The sequence below is a fragment of the Pseudoalteromonas sp. MelDa3 genome (assembly GCF_002863625.1).
Lineage (GTDB): Bacteria > Pseudomonadota > Gammaproteobacteria > Enterobacterales > Alteromonadaceae > Pseudoalteromonas > Pseudoalteromonas arctica.
This window is the reverse complement of sequence record NZ_PJBR01000023.1, coordinates 23600-42998: the sequence shown is the minus strand read 5'-3', so window position 1 is coordinate 42998 and position 19399 is coordinate 23600. Positions and strand designations below refer to the sequence as shown.

Annotated in this window: 18 protein-coding genes and 1 pseudogene; 11 read left to right on the top strand and 8 right to left on the bottom strand. The window is 39.8% G+C overall.

Translation table 11 applies throughout. The features are described from left to right. Positions 1–69 precede the first annotated feature (69 nt). Positions 70–825, bottom strand: a complete 756-nt coding sequence (locus tag CXF89_RS07005) for a hypothetical protein (protein WP_121954196.1) — start codon at positions 823–825, stop codon at positions 70–72. A gap of 290 nt (positions 826–1115) precedes the next feature. On the opposite strand from CXF89_RS07005, the pseudogene CXF89_RS21560 reads away from it, so the two are divergent. Next, positions 1116–1256, top strand: a pseudogene (locus CXF89_RS21560) (IS110 family transposase); the annotation flags it as partial. Between the two features lie 59 nt (positions 1257–1315). Here CXF89_RS21560 and CXF89_RS06995 read toward each other — a convergent pair. The 3 genes from CXF89_RS06995 to CXF89_RS06980 all read right to left on the bottom strand — a co-directional run bounded on the left by CXF89_RS06995 (position 1316) and on the right by CXF89_RS06980 (position 3547). Continuing rightward, complete coding sequence (locus CXF89_RS06995; RefSeq protein WP_121954195.1) at positions 1316–1891, bottom strand: DUF922 domain-containing Zn-dependent protease; 576 nt, start codon at positions 1889–1891, stop codon at positions 1316–1318. A 547-nt stretch (positions 1892–2438) separates the two neighbouring features. Then, positions 2439–2690 carry a Rho-binding antiterminator gene (locus tag CXF89_RS06985; protein WP_024604525.1) on the bottom strand — a complete coding sequence of 84 codons (252 nt, stop codon included), beginning with the start codon at positions 2688–2690 and terminating at the stop codon, positions 2439–2441. A 17-nt stretch (positions 2691–2707) separates the two neighbouring features. Continuing rightward, positions 2708–3547, bottom strand: a complete 840-nt coding sequence (locus CXF89_RS06980; protein WP_121954194.1) for a DUF417 family protein — start codon at positions 3545–3547, stop codon at positions 2708–2710. 286 nt (positions 3548–3833) lie between these two features. Between CXF89_RS06980 and CXF89_RS06975 the strand changes: the two genes are divergently transcribed. Then, positions 3834–5300 (top strand): DASS family sodium-coupled anion symporter, encoded by a 1467-nt coding sequence (locus tag CXF89_RS06975; RefSeq protein ID WP_121954193.1) that lies wholly within the window; start codon positions 3834–3836, stop codon positions 5298–5300. Between the two features lie 97 nt (positions 5301–5397). Further along, positions 5398–5832, top strand: coding sequence for a GNAT family N-acetyltransferase (locus tag CXF89_RS06970; protein ID WP_121954192.1), 435 nt, complete (start codon positions 5398–5400; stop codon positions 5830–5832). A 2-nt stretch (positions 5833–5834) separates the two neighbouring features. On the opposite strand, the gene CXF89_RS06965 is transcribed toward CXF89_RS06970, so the two are convergent. Continuing rightward, positions 5835–6470 carry a trimeric intracellular cation channel family protein gene (locus tag CXF89_RS06965; protein WP_004334621.1) on the bottom strand — a complete coding sequence of 212 codons (636 nt, stop codon included), beginning with the start codon at positions 6468–6470 and terminating at the stop codon, positions 5835–5837. Positions 6471–7179: 709 nt separating this feature from the next. Between CXF89_RS06965 and xdhA the strand changes: the two genes are divergently transcribed. From xdhA to puuE, 8 genes are read left to right on the top strand one after another with little or no spacing between them, the layout of a single operon-like run. Next, positions 7180–8679 (top strand): xanthine dehydrogenase small subunit, encoded by a 1500-nt coding sequence (xdhA, locus tag CXF89_RS06955; RefSeq protein WP_121954190.1) that lies wholly within the window; start codon positions 7180–7182, stop codon positions 8677–8679. Then, a complete protein-coding gene (gene xdhB / locus CXF89_RS06950) occupies positions 8666–11005 on the top strand; it encodes a xanthine dehydrogenase molybdopterin binding subunit (protein WP_121954189.1) in 2340 nt (779 codons plus the stop codon). The genes xdhA and xdhB overlap by 14 nt, the downstream gene beginning before the upstream one ends. After that, complete coding sequence (gene xdhC, locus CXF89_RS06945) at positions 10998–11888, top strand: xanthine dehydrogenase accessory protein XdhC (RefSeq protein WP_121954188.1); 891 nt, start codon at positions 10998–11000, stop codon at positions 11886–11888. The genes xdhB and xdhC overlap by 8 nt, the downstream gene beginning before the upstream one ends. Then, positions 11885–12385: a 2-oxo-4-hydroxy-4-carboxy-5-ureidoimidazoline decarboxylase gene (gene uraD, locus CXF89_RS06940; protein ID WP_121954187.1), complete on the top strand. Its 501-nt coding sequence runs from the start codon at positions 11885–11887 to the stop codon at positions 12383–12385. The genes xdhC and uraD overlap by 4 nt, the downstream gene beginning before the upstream one ends. Then, entirely contained in the window at positions 12382–12732 is a 351-nt protein-coding gene (uraH, locus tag CXF89_RS06935) for a hydroxyisourate hydrolase (RefSeq protein WP_121954186.1), read from the top strand. Before uraD ends, uraH begins: the two co-directional genes overlap by 4 nt. 2 nt (positions 12733–12734) lie before the next feature. Next, positions 12735–14099 (top strand): guanine deaminase, encoded by a 1365-nt coding sequence (gene guaD / locus CXF89_RS06930; protein WP_121954185.1) that lies wholly within the window; start codon positions 12735–12737, stop codon positions 14097–14099. A 5-nt stretch (positions 14100–14104) separates the two neighbouring features. Further along, complete coding sequence (locus CXF89_RS06925) at positions 14105–15316, top strand: urate hydroxylase PuuD (protein ID WP_121954184.1); 1212 nt, start codon at positions 14105–14107, stop codon at positions 15314–15316. Between the two features lies 1 nt (position 15317). After that, positions 15318–16250, top strand: coding sequence for an allantoinase PuuE (gene puuE, locus CXF89_RS06920; RefSeq protein WP_121954183.1), 933 nt, complete (start codon positions 15318–15320; stop codon positions 16248–16250). 84 nt (positions 16251–16334) lie between these two features. On the opposite strand, the gene CXF89_RS06915 is transcribed toward puuE, so the two are convergent. The 3 genes from CXF89_RS06915 to CXF89_RS06905 all read right to left on the bottom strand — a co-directional run bounded on the left by CXF89_RS06915 (position 16335) and on the right by CXF89_RS06905 (position 19383). Next, positions 16335–17024, bottom strand: a complete 690-nt coding sequence (locus CXF89_RS06915) for a response regulator transcription factor (RefSeq protein WP_121954182.1) — start codon at positions 17022–17024, stop codon at positions 16335–16337. A 241-nt stretch (positions 17025–17265) separates the two neighbouring features. After that, a complete protein-coding gene (locus CXF89_RS06910; RefSeq protein WP_121954181.1) occupies positions 17266–17787 on the bottom strand; it encodes a hypothetical protein in 522 nt (173 codons plus the stop codon). A 57-nt stretch (positions 17788–17844) separates the two neighbouring features. Continuing rightward, the gene (locus CXF89_RS06905) at positions 17845–19383 is read right to left on the bottom strand and encodes an EAL domain-containing protein (RefSeq protein ID WP_024598522.1); all 1539 of its coding nucleotides are present in this window, start codon (positions 19381–19383) and stop codon (positions 17845–17847) included. Between the last annotated feature and the right edge of the window lie 16 nt (positions 19384–19399).

Sequence of the window (19399 nt, the reverse complement as noted above, 5' to 3'; positions counted from 1 at the left end):
AGGCTCACCCCTTTTAAAACTTGCAATTAATGGCTGAATTTTACTAGTCGTCCACATCAGGATGTGTTGTTATACGGTTTTTACACTAGGCTCTGTGTGCTCTTTTATTAAATAAGCATACGCTAGTAGATAACTTACTAAATGCCGATATATATCATGATAACGAGGTAACAAATCCCCATCAACTATTGGTAGCTCAATGATATAAACTTTCCCATCAAATATAAATTGTTGAATAAATTTTTCGTGCTCAAGTCGATCATTATTGATACCAGATTGTTTAATAACTTTATTAATAAATGCTTTAGAATCTAATATACAACCTTGCTCATGTACAATTGCATGCCTTAGTTTTTCTACTAATAGAACTGCAATTTTTAGGTGAATATTACACTTATTACTTTTCTCGTTTTCATTTAACAAAGGGTAATTATTACTGAAATATGTTAACGTTGTTTTTAAGTCCCTTGGCGCTGTTTTAGTAGTTAACATTTCATATGAACGCTTAACATAACTTTCGAATTTTTCAAATGCATTCGACAACAGCCAACAGTACTGATTATTTTTTTGTTTAAGAGTTAAACTTTTTAAGTCAGAAAGACTCGTTTTACGAAACGCATATTTTTCTACTTCACCTGAAAAGGGATTATCAAATCCAAAAGCATAACTGCCTACGACAGAATTAGGTGATTTACTCTTTTCAAATTCATCGAGAATATCGAACTCTCGTTTAAATGCAGCATTCGCTACTTGCTGAATTAAATTGATATCTGCTAAGTCTTTTAAAAGATTATTGTAAGATCGTTCTATAGACGCATGATTCATAAGTTTCAGACCGTATAACGAGCCTGTAAATTAACTCGTTTTTTTATTTGTTTTTATTGATAAACAAACCATAGCTGAGTTCCTATTTTGGTTCAATCTTTTACTGTATTTTACGTGGAATATAAAAAGAGTTAGCTGTTGTTTTAATTGGCATTTTGGGAGGTATTACTGGAAATTTAGTATGGTTGTCTTTTTTACTCTTTCTAGAATGGGCTGGATTACCTGTGCGTTATTTATTTTAGGCTAAAGCACCGTTAATTGACCACGATAGTTGGCAGCAAGAAACCATAGGAAAGCCTCATAATACCATCATCAGTTTATTGGCATTTAAGTGGATACGAATACTATTTAGGTGCTGGAAAACACACACGCCTTACGACGAATCAACTTACTTAACAGCATTAAAAAGTAAGGGATCACCACTATTAAAATTTGCGGTGAAAAGTGAGCTTTGGTGCTTGCTGTCCACCTCTGGGCGTGCTGTTATGTTTTATGGGAATACAGCCCCATTTTTCATTCCATGATTAGTATTTTTATCATACTTTTTTTCAAGCACTACGTATTTATCAATAATCTTTTTACCAAGACTATTGGCTTTACTTTTTAAACTAGAGCAATTTTTTGCTGCTAAAACTGACAGACGATTTTCAATCTCTTTAGCTGCATTAATACCAAAGTCTTTATGGCCATTTTCGTGAGCAATTAGTGCATTGTAATAATGTGCCCAACGCTTTTTTAGGTTTACCTCTGCACTATTACTATTCTCCCACTTGGGAAGAGTGAAATTAACTTTGACAGTACTTTTAACACTCGTCATAGAGCACAGACCATTACTTTCATTCCAGTTAAAGCGCCAATTAACAAACCAAGAAGTATAAGCATCGTAAGTGTTTCCCGATTGCTTAATAGAGCTTTTAGTATTCATTTCATTTCTTAGCTCATTAGCCGTTGAACCATGTATTGAGTAATACTCAGTATTTATATTTACCTTAGGCGTAGCAAAGGCACTACTTGATAATAAGCAAAACAATATTGAGGTTTTGCTTAGTAATATGAGCTTTTTCATGAAACCTACTCCTTGGTCAGATTTAAAACTAATCTGCTTATTAGACACCACTTTGGGGGGTTATAACACCCCAGAACGGCGTATATTACATAGCTCAATGATTTCACTAAATAACTTCAATGTAAACAATTGATTAGGCATGTTATAAAAAGGCCTTTGTTATTTTGCACCAAAACGACTTTTAATAATGTTATTGGACAAAATTAAAATAGCTGTTTATTTAAACAGCTGGCTCTGTAAGTTAGCTTTATTTATGTAGCTACCTTTTACGACCATAATTAACAAACACACGATGACCAAGCGCCATATATGGACATATAAAGGCTTACTTATTACAGAATTAGCATTTTTATACGCTTTAATAGTTGGCGTTTAGCCTTGTTCGGTGAAAAACTCGAGTAAAGAACAAAAGAAAGTTGTAGGAAAATTTTGGCTTTATGTATTTAGCGCGTAATTAGCTAAAGCATTGGTGAGATAAGCGAGCCTTAACATATTAATGATACAGGCTCGCTGAGGTGCTTATGATAAAAACGAATGAGTGAGGTGTTTACTTTACATCAAAGTTCACGTGGTCAAAGTATGGATTTTTCTCATGCGCTTTAAGTACACTAATTGTAGTAAGCACAATGAGTTGCAGCTCGCTATTTACGTTAACAACTATGCATTCGTCTCTATTAGCATTGCGTTTTGTGTCAGTTGCTACGCCACATACACCATCACCATTTTTTAATATAAGCTCAATGCTTAAATGGTGCATACAGGCAATTTCGATGTAGTCGTATTGGTTGCAACTGATCATAAAATCCCTCTTTTATATTATTTAGCCGGTTTAAAAATCATTAAAAAAGCAATAACAACAAGGTTGGCTATATACCAAAGATCTTTAATTACAAACTGCCCTAAGCGCTCCAATAAAGTGGAAGAACTAAATGCACCGGTTGCAGTAATTAAGAATGTTTGGGTCATCATAAATACGCTTAAACACGCTAAGCCACTTACAATAATTAGCTTTTTATTATTTAAAAATAGCCCTAAGCCCAATAACACAGCAAATAATACATCAAACCCGCCAATCACGTTAGACGCGCCTTGTACGCTAAATACCGTGTATAACCACGACATAAACGGTGAGGTTTCTACTAAACTTACAATGCCTTTTGCTTCAAACTCATAAAACTTCATGCCGCCAATCCACAATAAAACCATGGCAACCGGTATAAAGTTTAAAAGTACGTGTTGTTTGTCGGTAAGTTTGTCTTTATAAAATAAAAACAAATACAAAGGCACTACAGCAAAGTATTTAATTATGCCCTGCCCACTACCAATGATTGGAAAGCCGCCAAGTTGAGCCATCCAACGGTTACTGGCAAACAAGGTAAGTAATGCAACTAAACTTATAATTGCTGCAAGTAAAAGTGCTGATGTAGGTTTCATTAATTTAAGGCGAGCGAACACGGTGGCAAACGCTAAGGCAATCATAAATGAGCCACTAATCAAACCTAATGCAGATACAGACATTAGCGAATCAACGCCATAAAAACTAAACGTAGCCGTTAACGTATTAGGGTTTGCTCCTAACGCAAACGATAAGCCAAGTAACAAAAAGCTACTCGCTAATAAAAAAGTAATCACGTTGTTGGTTAATTTTAAGTTCATTGTATTTCCAAGTATTCGTTAAGACTTACAAAGACCTTGCTAGTCGATAAAACAATTCAAGCTAACTCTTAAAAATATAAGAGTTGATTAAGCACAACGTAAGCTCTCATCGGGTAATGTAATCAATCACTTTAGTTTATGATTTATTACCTCTTTATTAATAAAATTAAATAAGTCTAATATTCATATGATGTGCGTCATTTTTTTTATTATAAAATGAAGTAGAATAACGTCGCCTTTTCAATACACAGAATGCATGCATTTCTAAAACTTAGGGACATTTTTAATGAAGGGTACTGATATTCGAGTTACCTCTGGACTGATTTCTATAGCCATTGTTTTACTACTTTGGTTTGCTGTACCGCCCCCGCAAGGTGTTACCGAAAACGCATGGCATTTGCTCGCTTTATTTATTGGTACTGTTGTTGCCATTATTGGTAAAGCAATGCCAATCGGCGCCATTGCTATTTTAGCTATTACCTCTGTTGCGTTAACCGGTGTAACTAATGACAGCCCATCTGGCGCTATTAAAGATGCATTAAGTGGCTTTTCTAATTCATTAATTTGGTTGATTGGTATTGCTATTATCATATCTCGGGGTTTAGCTAAAACCGGTTTAGGTAATCGTATTGGCTATAATTTTATTTCTTTTTTTGGTAAAAAAACTATTGGTATTGGCTATGCACTCGCACTTTCTGAACTTGTTATAGCGCCTGTAACGCCAAGTAATACCGCACGAGGCGGCGCTATTATTCACCCAATAATGAAGTCGATAGCAACAAGTTTTGGCTCGTCCCCTGAGGAAGGTACATCTCGTAAAATTGGGCACTACCTTGCTTTAGTGAGCTACCATATAAACCCTATTACATCAGCTATGTTTATTACGGCAACTGCGCCAAACCCTCTAATTGTAAAGCTGATTGCTGATGCTACCGGTGCAAATATTAGTATTACTTGGGGTACGTGGGCGCTCGCAGCGCTTGTTCCTGGTTTGCTATGTATTGCCCTTGTGCCTTTGGTTGTTTATGCCATTTACCCACCTGAAGTTAAAAGTACGCCCGACGCTAAAACCTACGCAGAATCTAAATTAACTGAAATGGGCCCAATGAGTTACGGCGAAAAAATAATGGTGGGTGTTTTTGCCATGCTGCTTATTTTATGGGCCGGCGTGCCTGCAATGATTTTAGGGGCTGACTACGCAGTTAACACAACCGCAGTGGCCTTTTTAGGTTTATCGGTTTTATTAGTGACTGGTGTATTAAGCTGGGACGATGTACTTAAAGAAAAGTCTGCGTGGGATACCGTTGTTTGGTTTTCAGCATTAGTAATGATGGCCACTTTTTTAAATAAATTAGGTTTGGTAACGTGGTTTTCAACACTTGTTGAGAGCAACATTGCGCAACTGGGTTTTGACTGGATTGTATCGGCCATTATATTGGTAGCTGTGTATTTTTACGCTCATTACTTTTTTGCCAGTACCACAGCACATATTACTGCTATGTTTGCCGCATTTTACGCCGCAGGTTTGGCGCTTGGCGCTCCGCCTTTATTTTTAGGTTTACTGTTAGCAGGCGCTTCATCACTCATGATGTCGTTAACGCATTACGCAACAGGCACATCACCCATAGTGTTTGGCTCAGGCTATGTATCGTTAAAAGACTGGTGGGTAATGGGCCTTATAATGAGCGTTATTAATTTAAGTGTATGGGGAATTGTTGGCGGGCTTTGGTGGAAAGCACTTGGGTATTGGTAGTATTGCCTTTGTTAGCTTGGCTTGCACATTTAATACTGCGCACATATTTTGATTAGTTCTACAAATATAAACATTAAGGCTGTTGCAAGGGAGCACTATGGTTTTTAAATTTATAAAGGCAGCATATTCAGACCGAGACTACTTATTAAGCCTCAGAAAACTGACTATGGTTGAACACTTAGAGAATGCCGGGTTATTTTTAACTGATCAACAGCATGTTTTAAGGCTTGATGATCAATATGACTGCTCCCATCTTATAGTTATAAATGAGGTACCAATTGGTACTTTAAAATACCAAACGCACGCTCAACACGTTGAAATAATGCAATTACAAATACATCCATTGCACCAAAATAAAGGGTATGGGAAAGCGGTTATTGAACAAGTAATTACAAATGCGCAGTCAAAACCCATTAAACTCACCGTGCTTAAAAACAACCCAGCATTAGGACTTTATAAGCGGCTGAGTTTTACTATAACGGATGAGGATAATTACGAGTACCACATGCAAACGCGAGCTACTCGTAGCTAAAATTAGTCGCTTTGATCTCTGAAGTCTTTTTTTCTGAAAATAGTTAAATGCCAACCCCAATGCAAAGAGCCTAATCTTAAAAAGATAGTCGTGAAAAATGAGCCTAAAATACACCAAATGTAATCTACATTAAGGCTAAATAAAGCGGCATAAACTGCACCACCCGCTAAACACGCAGAGGCGTAAGGTTCGCTGCGCATAACAGTTGGCACCTCACGGCAAATTACGTCGCGTATTAAACCACCAAATATACCTGTAGTAATGCCCATGGTAATTGCGACCACCATGCCAGAGCCATTAATGAGTGCTTTTTCTATCCCCATAATATTAAATAACGCCATACCAACAGCGTCTACCAATAAAAAGTAGTAATTATTAACGCGCGGTAAGTATCGAATAAATGCAATTGTTGCTATAACGGCCCCGTAGGTCGAATACAAATACTCCGGGGTAGCAATCCAAAATACCGGTTTGTTTAAAAGTATATCTCTGAGGGTACCGCCCCCTAGTGCTGTAACGGTTGCAACCACTACTACGCCAAAGCCACTAATGTTTTTTTCATACCCAAGCAATGCCCCTGCAACAGCAAAAAATGCAACACCGAGTAACCCTAGTACCATAAAGTATTCAGCAGTCATGGTAATTCCTTTTTAAAATTTATAAGGAGTTGTATCAACTTACGTGCCAAAAAACATCCCTTAAAAGTTGAATTAACTTTAAAAAATACATTTAAAAACAACGCTGTAATTTACACTGAATGCAGTTTGAGGTTAAGTTTTATGAAAGGTAATATTTGAGAAGGTAATTATTTTAAAAGTAGGTATTTTTTACACGTTGTTTATAAGTAGGCTCATAAATTAAGCTAGCGCTATTTATCCACTCAAAATAAGCAAGATAGCCTACAAAAATTGACTCAAAGATTAATAGGCTAATACCTATCCAACTTGCAAAGTTACATAAAAAAATAACGCTGACACCTACCCTAATTTTTCATTGTTGATTGGTATTATACGGCCATTAAAAAACATGTCCCCTTGGTCAGGTTTAACCACATCATAAAGCATTTTCATTAATGTGCTTTTACCAGCCCTACTTTCCCCTTTAGATTTAAATAGTAAAAGCATTCGCTTCACCGTGCCTTATTTTTAAGGCTACTCCGTTATTACCTATACCTCGACAATTTAACCCAACCGCCCTTAACTGACCAAGCGGTCAACAATGGCATAGTAACTGCAATAAGCTAATTAAAGATTAAAAAGTATTTTTGTTACCCGTGCGCAAACAACAAGAAAAAACATACGCCAAGCCTTTATGTATCAGGGCTTTATAAAAATTAAGGGGGTCTGTGTGATTCAATTTTTATTAAATAACACGCCAATTGAAGTACAAGAATGTTCGCCAAGTCTCACCATTTTGGACTGGCTACGCACCAAAAAAGGGAAAGTGGGCACCAAAGAAGGGTGTGCAACTGGCGACTGTGGCGCGTGCACAATTTTAGTGGGTGAAGAGCGTATAAATGCAAACGGGCAAACTAGTTGGCAATACAAAACAATGAACAGCTGTTTATTGTTATTAGGTAATGCGCATGCAAAACATATAGTAACAGTAGAGGCTGTGACTACTGGCTTATACCCAAACTTAACCGATTTACACCCCGTACAACGTGCACTGGTGGAGTGTCATGGTTCGCAATGTGGTTTTTGTACGCCCGGTATAATAATGAGTTTGTTGGCTCTTTATATTAATGAGCCAACGTACCCTGGTAAAAAAGCGGTTATTCATGCACTTGGCGGTAACTTATGCCGTTGTACAGGTTATAGCCCTATATTACTTGCAGCCGAAAAAGCCTATAGCTATGAGCGTAAAGCTGAACCGTACTCAGCAATGGCCGCTCAATTTAAAGCATCACTTAATACGCAATATGATGACGATATTCCATTTTTAAAAAATGGTCCTCGCAAATTTTACTTACCACAAACGGCCCAGCAACTTGTTGAGCTAAAAGCGCTTTATCCTTATGCACATTTAGTTGCTGGTGGCACCGACTTTGCCATTGAGCTTAGCCAAAACATACTCTTACCGGATGTAATTATCTCCCTTAGCCAAGTAAATGATCTTTGCACCTTGGCAGATAATAACGGTGAGTTACACATAGGTGCAGCGCTACCTTATAGCCAATTTGTCGAGGCATTTTATAACCATTACCCAGAGTCAAAAGAGCTATTTGAACGCTTAGGATCAAGTCAAGTACGTAACAGCGGCACACTAGGTGGCAGCATAGGGAATGCCTCTCCGATTGGCGATCCCGCTCCACTTTTAATCGCTCTTAATGCATCAATGGATTTATTAAGCAGCGCTGGTACGCGCACTATTAAAGTTGCCGACTACTTTATTGATTACAAAAAAACAGTTCTTAAAAGCGATGAAGTAATTAGTAAGTTCACAATTCCAAAGCGCCCAGAGTCACTAAAACTGGCGTGTCATAAAATATCAAAACGCTTTGAAGACGATATATCTACCGTGTGCTTGGTGCTTGCTATAGAGCATTCACAAAACATGATTACTCAAGCCCGCTGCGCTATGGGCGGTATGGCTGCTATTCCTAAACGCGCACATCATATTGAGCAAAAGCTGATATCTCAATCATTACAAGTAAGTAGTTTTATAGACGCAGCAACGGCTATTAACGATGACTTTACGCCCATGAGCGATGTAAGAAGCAGTGCGCATTACCGCACTACGGTAAGCAAAAACTTATTACAACGCATTGGTATTGAGTTTTATGAGCCGCAAGCACGCAACAATAACAACATTGCCATTACGAGGATCTCACATGCGTCACTTTGAAATGGATAAACTAAAAGCGCAAGGTGGTAGCGTTGGGCAATCTAAATATCACGAAAGCGCTATTAAACAAGTTTGTGGCAGTGCAAATTTTGCTGACGATAATCCTGAGCCTTACGGCTGCCTGCATGCCTACCCAGTGCTCGCCCCTGTTACAAGTGGCTTTATTAAATCAATTGATACAAGTCTCGCACTGGCAGTTGAAGGCGTTAAACGTATTTTATCGGCCGAAGATGTACCCGGTAAGCTTGATATTGGCCCGGTATTTCCAGGTGACGTATTACTCACTAGCCATGAAATTCAATACCACGGACAACCTGTATTAATTGTCGTTGCCGACAGCTACGCCATAGCACGTCGCGCGGCACGTTTAGTGGTTATAGAGTGCGAGCAAACCACACCCATACTCGATATTAAAGAAGCTATTAGCAAAGAGCATTGGGTAAGGCCGCCCCATTCACTTAACCGTGGTAACAGCGAAAACGCCATTAATAACGCAGCCCACCAGCTTAAAGGCGAAATAAACATAGGCGGGCAAGAACACTTTTACCTTGAGGGGCAAATAGCGCTGGCGCAACCTGATAACGACGGGGGCATTCATGTTCAGTGTTCTACGCAACACCCTACTGAGGTTCAACACTTAGTTGCTAAAATTTTAAAAAAGCCATTTAGCTTTGTAAACGTAGAAACCCGCCGTATGGGCGGTGCTTTTGGCGGCAAAGAAACCCAAGGCGCACCATGGGCATGCCTTGCAGCCCTTGCGGTTTACCACCTTGGCTGCGCAGTAAAAATGCGCCTAGCCCGTAGCGACGATTTTAAATTAACCGGTAAGCGCCACCCTTTTTATAATCAATACCATGTTGGTTTTGACGAAAATGGTTTAATAGAAGGTGCCGACATTACCGTAAATGGGTTTTGTGGTTACTCGCCAGATTTATCTGATGCAATTGTAGACCGTGCCATGTTTCATGCCGATAACGCCTACTACTACCCAGCCGCCACAATCAAGGGTAATCGCTGTAAAGTAAATACCGTAAGCCATACCGCATTTAGAGGGTTTGGTGGCCCGCAAGGAATGATTATGGGCGAGCTAATAATGGACGATATAGCCGCCAAATTAGGTAAAGATCCGCTTGAGATCCGAAAACTTAATTTATACAAAAAAGGCCGCGATACCACGCCGTACCATCAAACCGTAGAGCAACATATTTTAATAGATATGATTGCTCAGCTTGAGGAGTCGGGTGACTACTGGGCACGTAAAGAGGCTATTAAAGCATTTAACGTATCATCACCTATTATAAAAAAAGGCCTTGCAATGACGCCGGTTAAATACGGTATTTCGTTTACCGTACAACATTTAAACCAAGCTGGTGCATTAGTACATGTATATAGCGATGGCTCTATACATTTAAACCACGGCGGCACCGAAATGGGCCAAGGGCTAAACACCAAAATTGCGCAAATTGTAGCCCATGGTTTTGGGGTCGATTTTAACGCGGTAAGTATTAGTGCTACGCGTACCGACAAAGTGCCAAACACCTCGCCAACAGCTGCCTCAAGTGGTACCGACTTAAACGGCATGGCGGCGCTAAATGCAGTAAACACAATAAAAGAGCGCTTAATTGATTTTATTACCGAGCACTTTGAAGTAGACAGCAACACTGTTGTATTTAAAGATAACCTCATTACTTTTAGTAAAGGGGAAATTAGCTTTAGCGAACTTGCAAATCTTGCTTACATGAATCGTATATCGCTTTCATCTACCGGTTATTACGCCACACCAAAAATTCATTACGATAGAGCCAAAGGTGAAGGCCGCCCATTTTTTTACTACGCTCACGGCGTAGCACTCAGCGAAGTAGAAGTAGATACCCTAACTGGCGAAAACACGGTAACTCGCGTTGATATACTGCACGATGTAGGCAGTTCAATTAATCCAGCTCTTGATATAGGCCAAATTGAAGGCGCCTTTGTGCAAGGTATGGGCTGGCTAACAACCGAAGACTTACAATGGAATGATAAAGGCCAGCTTGTAAGCTTTGGCCCAGCCAACTACAAAATACCAGCCATTGGCGATACCCCTGCCGAATTTAACGTCAATCTTTATAACTCAGCAAATCCAGAAACCACCGTGTTTAGATCAAAAGCCGTAGGCGAGCCGCCATTTATGCTGGCCTTTAGTGTATGGAGCGCCATTCGTAATGCAATAAGCAGTGTGGCTGATTACAAATACACAGCCCCATTGGATACACCCGCAACCCCAGAGCGAGTATTGAGTGCAATTGAGCAAACCGCTAGCTGGTTTAAGGAGCATCAACATGACTAATTTAAATGATTCGTTTCAGGGTTTTCATACTCAAAACTGGGCGCAGGCTATAAACGAGCACGAACAAAGCGGCACTAATTATGTAATTGCCACGGTACTTGGCACAAATGGCTCAACCCCTCGCGGCACAGGCTCTAAAATGGTAATAAGCGGCGAGCATATTTACGACACTCTTGGCGGTGGCCACCTTGAATACGTAGTAATAGAAAAAGCCCGCGAACTACTTGCCAAAGGCGAAGCCGCCCAAGTAATTGAGCAATTTAACCTAGGTGCAAATTTAGGCCAGTGCTGCGGCGGGGCTGCCACCGTTATGCTTGAATGCATGCAATGCGAGCGCTTTACCCTCGACATTTACGGCGCAGGCCACGTAGCACAGGCGCTTATTGGTATATTGGCACAGCTGCCTATTCGCATACGCTGGATAGATAGCCGCGCCGATGTATTCCCACAGGCTATGCCAAATAACGTAGTAAAAGTGGTTGATGAAGAGCCAACAGAGCAAGTAAAACGTGCACCAAAGGCTAACAACTACTTAATATTGACCCATAACCACCAGCTCGACTTTGCACTCACCCAAGCCATTATTAAACGCGCTGATGCCAATTGGCTGGGCGTTATTGGCTCTGACACTAAAGCAAAACGTTTTAAACAACGCCTAGCACATCGCAATTTTACAGCCGATCAAATACAACAAATGACCTGCCCTGTTGGGCTTAATAACATTACGGGCAAATTACCAATGGAAGTGGCTATTTCGATTAGTGGACAGCTAATTGGCCTTTATCAGGCTATGCAAACCCAAGCGCCAAAACGCCAAGGCTTGCAATGGCGCACACTAAAAAATGCCTTAATTAGCACCACGCAGGAGGAAGTAGACGCATGAGTAGCTTACAAATAAATACGCTAAATGATGCACAAGCAAAACAAGCACTTGAGCATTGCTGCGCGGCCCCTAACTGGGCAGCGGGCATGATAAAAGCAATGCCATTTAAAAGTGCTCAACAGCTGTTTGAATGCGCACAAAGCATATGGGATAGCCTTGGCGAGAGCGACTATTTAGCTGCCTTTGAAGGCCACCCGCAAATAGGCGACTTATCAACCCTTAGCAAAAAATACGCTGCTACCGCACAAAAAGCGGGGCATGAGCAATCGGGTATGAGCAAAGCAAACGAAGCCGTACTTACCAAAATGATTGCCCTCAATAAAGAGTACCTGAACAAGTTTGGCTTTATTTTTATAGTGTGCGCCACCGGTAAAACGGCCGAACAAATGCTCGAACTCATAGAGCAGCGCATACACAACACCCGCAGTACAGAGCTAAATATAGCCGCGGGCGAACAAGCCAAAATAACAAAAATAAGATTGGAGTCACTGCTATGAATAAAAGTATGAGCAAAAGCCCTATAACCACCCATATACTTGATACCAGCACCGGAAAACCTGCAGCAAACGTTGCTGTTAAGCTATTTAAACTTACAAATAACGAATGGGTACAACTAACCCAAGGCACAACCGATAGCGATGGGCGAATTACCGACTGGCTAAATACAGAAGTAGAATTTGCAACCTATAAGCTAGTATTTGATTTAGATAGTTATTACCAAAACCAACCTACCCCTGCGTTTTACCCAGAAGCGCAAATAACGTTTAGATTACAAGATACTAAACATCATCATATCCCATTGTTGCTTAGCCCGTTTGGCTACTCTACATACAGAGGTAGCTAATAATGAGCACGCAAAACAATAATAACTTAACAGTAGTTTGTGCCGATATACTCGACTTTGTTGACGACCCGGCCATTGCTGGCGAAAGCGCCCATCGTTTTTTTGAAAAGGGCGCATTAGTTATCAAGCACGGCAAAGTAGTTAAACTTGGTTACGAGCAAGACATACTGCCTACGATTGATAAATCAGCGCGTGTTATCCGCCACGATGGTAAGCTCGTTATGCCTGGTATGATTGACACCCACATACACTTACCACAAACCGAAATGGTGGGTGCATACGGCGAGCAACTGCTAAGTTGGTTAACCGAGTATGCGTTTCCGACAGAGAAAAAATTTACGTGTAAGCATTATTCAAAAGAGATCTCTAATCGCTTTTTAGACGAGCTACTGCGTAATGGCACAACCACTGCCCTTGTATTTGGCACTGTGCACCCGCAATCGGTTGATGCGTTTTTTAAAGAATCACAAAAACGCAATTTACGTATGATTGCCGGTAAAGTAATGATGGATCGTAACTGCCCTGACGACTTATCTGATTGCGCGCAAACAAGTTATGACGAATCTAAAGCCCTCATCGAAAAATGGCACAATGTTGATAGGTTAAGCTACGCAGTTACACCGCGTTTTGCCCCCACATCAACCCCTGAGCAATTACAAAAATGCACTCAGTTACTTGAAGAATACCCAGACACCTACCTGCATACACACTTATCTGAAAACAAAGACGAGTGCGAATGGGTAAAAGGGCTATTTCCAGAAGCCGAAGATTACTTAGGCGTGTACGAGCAAGCAAAAATGGTACGTAAACGCTCAGTATTTGCCCATAGTATTCATTTATCTGAGCGCGAACTTTGCTGCCTTGCAGATAACAATGCGGCAATATCGCACTGCCCTACCTCAAACCTATTTTTAGGATCAGGACTTTTAAATTTAAAAGCCTGTGAAGAGCACGGCATAAACGTAGGCATGGGTACCGATGTAGGCGCAGGAACAAGCTTTTCTATGCTACAAACAGGTAACGAAGCTTACAAAATCCAACAGTTACAAGGTCAAAAGTTTTCAGCATTTAAAGGGCTGTATTTAGCAACACTCGGCGGTGCTAGAGCGCTCGATTTAGAAGGGACAATTGGTAATTTTGAAGCCGGCTGTGAAGCCGATTTTATTGTAATGGATTGTTCGGCAACTTCGTTTTTAAAATTTAGAATACAACATGCCAAAACCCTGCATGAAAAACTATTTGCAATGATGATGTTAGGCGACGACCGCTGCGTTGAGCAAACCTACATTATGGGTAAAAGCGTGTATAAGCGCGATGATAACAATCAATTTTCAGACACCCGCTCACCGGTATTAGAAGAGGCTTAACCGTTATGGAAAACTATTTATTTGAGCTTGCTCATTTAGTACTGCGTTACTTTCATGTTATTGCTGGTATAGCCTGGATTGGCGCTTCATTTTATTTTGCATGGCTTGATAACAACCTACAAACACCACCGCAGTGGAAAATCGATAAAGGCATAAAAGGCGATTTATGGGCCGTGCATGGCGGTGGCTTTTACGAAGTGGCTAAGTATCAAAATGGCCCTGAACAAATGCCTCACACCCTGCATTGGTTTAAGTGGGAAGCCTACACAACGTGGATCACCGGTATATTACTATTTAGCTTACTTTATTATGTTGGCGCCGATGTGTATTTAATTGATAACAGTAAAAGTGAGCTAAGTAAATTTGCAGCTATTGGCGCATCCCTTGGTTTTATTGGCTTAGGCTATGGTGTTTATCGTTTATTGTGTAAAACCCCGCTCGTTGAAAACGGTAAAGCGTTTATTGCTGTGGTTATTGGTTTATTGGCTCTGTGGACTTATGGGGTTGATCAACTATTTAGCGACCGCGCTGTGTATATTCATGTAGGTGCGCTTATTGGCACGTGTATGGTTGGGAATGTGTATCACATTATTATGCCAGGGCAACGCTATATGGTAAGTGAAGTAGAAGCCGGCCGTATCCCCGAATCGCTCCCGGGTTTAAAAGCCAAGCAATGCTCGATACATAATAACTACGCCACGTTACCAGTGGTATTTATTATGCTTAGCAATCACTTTCCTTACACGTATAGCCACAACTTTGGCTGGCTTATTTTAATTGCGCTGTTTGGTATTGGTATGTGGATACGCCATTACTTTAACTTAAAACATCAAGGCGTTAATAAACCTTCAGTACTTATAAGTGGTATTGCAGCATTTTTTGCTCTTATGTTAGCAATAGCTCCGTGGCCTAGCAGCCCAACAAATGCAGACGAAAACGCGCCTTTACAAGCAAGTATCACCGACGCACAAGCGTGGGATATAATCAGCAAACACTGTACGCAGTGCCACAGCGAGACACCTACCTCTGAGCTTTTTCAAACAGCGCCACTTGGCTTTAAACTTGATTCAATTGAACAGGTAAAAAAGTCGCAAGTACTTGTGCATACTCGCGCCGTAATAACTAAAGACATGCCACTGGCTAATATGACCAAGATGACAGACACAGAGCGCGAAATGCTCGGGTCTTGGCTCACGGCACTTAAAAAGGAGCAATAATATGAGCGAGCAATTTAAAAACTACCCGCGCGATTTAATTGGTTATGGCCCAAATGCACCTCATGCAAATTGGCCCAATAAAGCGCGCATAGCGGTACAAGTGGTGCTTAATTACGAAGAAGGCGGCGAAAATTGTGTATTACATGGTGATGCAGCCGCTGAAACGTTTTTATCAGAAATAGTCAGTGCCCCGCATGTAGAAGACCGCCATATCAGCATGGAGTCTATTTACGAATATGGCTCGCGCGCGGGCGTATGGAGGTTACTGCGTTTATTTAAAAAATACGATATACCGGTCACCATTTTTGCAGTGGCGATGGCCCTTGAGCGCCACCCCGATGTAGCTAAAGCCTTTGTTGAAGCAGGTCACGAAATTGCAAGCCATGGCCTGCGCTGGATTAATTATCAAAATATAGATAAGCAAACCGAGCGCGAGCATATGCAACAAGCCATTGAGATTATTCAAACGCTTACGGGTAAAAAGCCCAAAGGCTGGTATACCGGCCGAACTAGCCCAAATACCGCAGCCCTTGTAGTTGAGAATGGCACATTTTTATATGATGCCGACGATTACAGCGACGATTTGCCCTTTTACAGTATTAAAGAAGGTAAGCCACAACTCATTGTGCCCTACACGCTCGATGTAAACGACATGCGCTTTGCTGCCGTACAGGGTTTTAATGCCGGCGATCAGTTTTATAATTACTTAAAAGATGCATTTGATACGCTATACGAGGAAGGCGATCCAGAAGGTGAAAACGCCCCTAAAATGATGTCGATAGGTTTACATTGCCGCTTAATTGGTCGCCCAGGAAGAATAAAAGCATTAGCACGGTTTTTAGAATATGCCCGATCGCATGAGCAGGTATGGTTTGCCACGCGCGAGCAAATCGCCGAGCACTGGCTTAAAACCCACCAGTATAAAAAAGCTTAGTTTATATTGTAGCCTCACAATGATAGAAGCCCAGCATAGCTAGGCTTTTATTACTTTAGGAGTATTAAATTTAGTTAAAAGAAACTATTTAGCCATTGGCAACAAAACCGATATATAGCGCTGAGCCCAATTAGCAAGTTCTACTCGATTGCGTGAGTTCGTTTTTTTAAACGCGCTATAAAGATGTGTTTTTACAGTATGGTCACTAATATTAAGTTTATCAGCAATTGTATGATTACTCGCACCTTGTGCAATTAAATGAATAACAGACTTTTCACGCTTTGTTAAATGATCGTAATCGTCCTGCTTTAATTCGATGTCGTCGTGTAGGCTATTAAACGATGATGCTACGGCTAAAATATCGTTAAATGCTTTTGAAATCACTTTGCGTGTAAACCAAAGCTCGCCAGTATTAACCCGAAGTAATCCTTTAAAAATATCTTCTGGTGCATCTGATTTATAAAAAACGCCATTAAAATGGTTAAGCAATAAGTTTTGCTCGCATACATCTTCTCTATCAACATTAAAAATGACAACGTTATAGTGTTTAGCTAAACAAATAAGATCTGCAGGAATGAGGTCTTGCCATTTGCTTTTAGCACCATCGATTAAAAACAAATCATAATTAGCTCGCTGCTCAGTTTTAGGCACAGCATCATACATTTTAACATCACTAAACAATGCTTGAAGCGTTCTTAAAATAGCGGTGTAATTATGTGAGTGAAAAGATGTTTGAAATGTTGTTTTTACAAATACTGAGCTTTTATCTAGCATAAATTTCGTCCTTGAAACATTTACCCCACATTACCGAAACCAAATACAACTTACAATCAGATTTTGGTATTAAAGCGATATTATTATATTTCATCCTAAAATAAATAAAGACGAATAAAATCAGCATATAACCATCATTTATTTCATTTTAAAAACTGCTTTTATAAGATAAATAACAGATCGGATTAGTAACTTATAAAGCCTTAAATATGCATTAGCCTAAACTAACTTTTAGGATCAATTATTCTATACTCGCTTTTAATTTATTTAACGCATCTACCGAAAAACCTCGGTCATAAAAATATAAAATTTCGCCGCTGCTATTTATAAGTACAACACGTGAGTTATTCGGGCTTTCATTACCTGTAAATTTTTGAACCGCTTCACCGTCTTTATAAATAGTGATTACTCCACCCCATAATTCTTTAGGGATGCCCTTGCGCATACCGCTGTCTATAAATGTGCTGAACATGCGTGGTGCCATGCCCGCAATAGTAGGTAGCTCGTAAGTAGGAAGCGTAACGCCTGCCATATCTAAGCCAATTAACCAACGATCTATATCAAATTGGCTATCTTGTTTGTAACCAATAAGCAGTAGTGTTTTATCTGCTTTAAAGTCGCTAGGTATATTTACCATATTTTGTTCTAAGCTTTCGCCACTAATGCTTGGAAACTGTTTACCTGTTAATTGTTGGTTTGGGTATTGTGTTGTACATGCACTAAGTAGTAAAAATGCAAAAGCACTTAATATTAATTTGATCATAATAAACCTAATATTTTTTATATTTCATAACGATACGCTTAGTATGGCAGCTGAGATCTAAAAATGTTGATTAGCTATGTAATTTTTAAATTTAGACGCGGTCATGGCCTTGCCATACTTCCAACCTTGTCCGTAATGTACCCCCGCCATTTTTAAAATAGCTTCTTGCTCTGTAGTTTCAATCCCTTCTGCTACGCAGGTATAATTAAACTTATGCACAAGTTCCATAATATTTGGGATCATAGAGGCTTTTAAGCCCTCAGTGGCTATATCTTGTACAAATGTACGGTCAATTTTTAGTTGATGAAAACTCAAATTTTGTAAGTTTCTTAAATTTGAGTAACCCGTACCAAAGTCATCTAATGATAAGTTAAATCCCGACTCAACCAAGGTTCTAAAATGAGCATGCGCGATACTTGTATCAAGGTATTCGTCTTCAGTTATCTCTAAACAAATAATAAAGCGTGAGTTGGTAAGCTCTGTAATTTGCGGCAGTAACGACACATTACCCAGCTCTACATCACACGGAAATATATTAAGCGACACTTTAAAGCCTTCTGGCAATACCTCTATAGAGGTTAACTCTTTTATTGCCGTTGCAATCATTGCTTCAGTAAAAGTCCATGTTAAATTATTTTTTCTGATAACCGGAATAAACTCATCAGGAAATAAAGCTCCGTACTTATCTTCAAAACGTGCAAGTACCTCGCAACCAATCAGCTTGCCACTTTGCAAACAAATAATGGGCTGGTAAGTCCAATAAAATGACCCCTTTTTAAGTCCTTTACGAATACGCTGATTGGTAGAGCGGCGTGCAGCAATTCTCGCATCAACTATTAACGCACTCGATATGCCCGCTAAACACGTTAAAATTAACGAAATTATTAATAATAAGTGATTATTAGAAAAAAACAGACTCCAAGGTAAGCGCACTACTACACAATATTGACTACTTGTAGAACTACAAACTGAATTAGTTTCGTAAGGAAAAAAAATATTACTTTTTACCTGCTGATATAGCCCTTCTTTACCTGCTAAATGATGCAAAGCATTTGGTGTTTTATAAATAACTTCCCAATCTGGCGCAGTAATTCCAATGTTGGTAAAAGGCGTACTCTGCATAATTAAATTATAGTCCCCTTGTCTGACTATAATTACCTCCATAGGGCGCTCACTAAATAATAATAGATAAAGCTCTGGCTCAAAACGAACCCTCACCTGTTCATCATCTCGAATAAAGTCAGGCTGTTTGTCGTTAATTGGTTTACTTAATAAGCCTGCACCCGTAGTGCAAACTAGCTGGTTACCTTTAAAAAAGCCTATATCAATTACATATTTTGCATCAAATAAAGCGCGGCGCATCTCAAGAAGAGTTGTGTTGTCACACTGTTTAAACGCAAGCTTATTTAATGGGGTAAGTATTCGACGCCTCTCTGCAATTGCACCTTCTATATGAGTGAGAATATACTCAGCATCAGATTTTGTTTGTGCTGTTAATTGTTGAGCTGCAAAGTTGAGCAAAATAAAACAGCCAGCTACAAATACCAACCCTCCGGTTAAAATGGCTATAATAGATTTTTGTTGGTACTTTTTCATAGCATCTCGAAGTTGT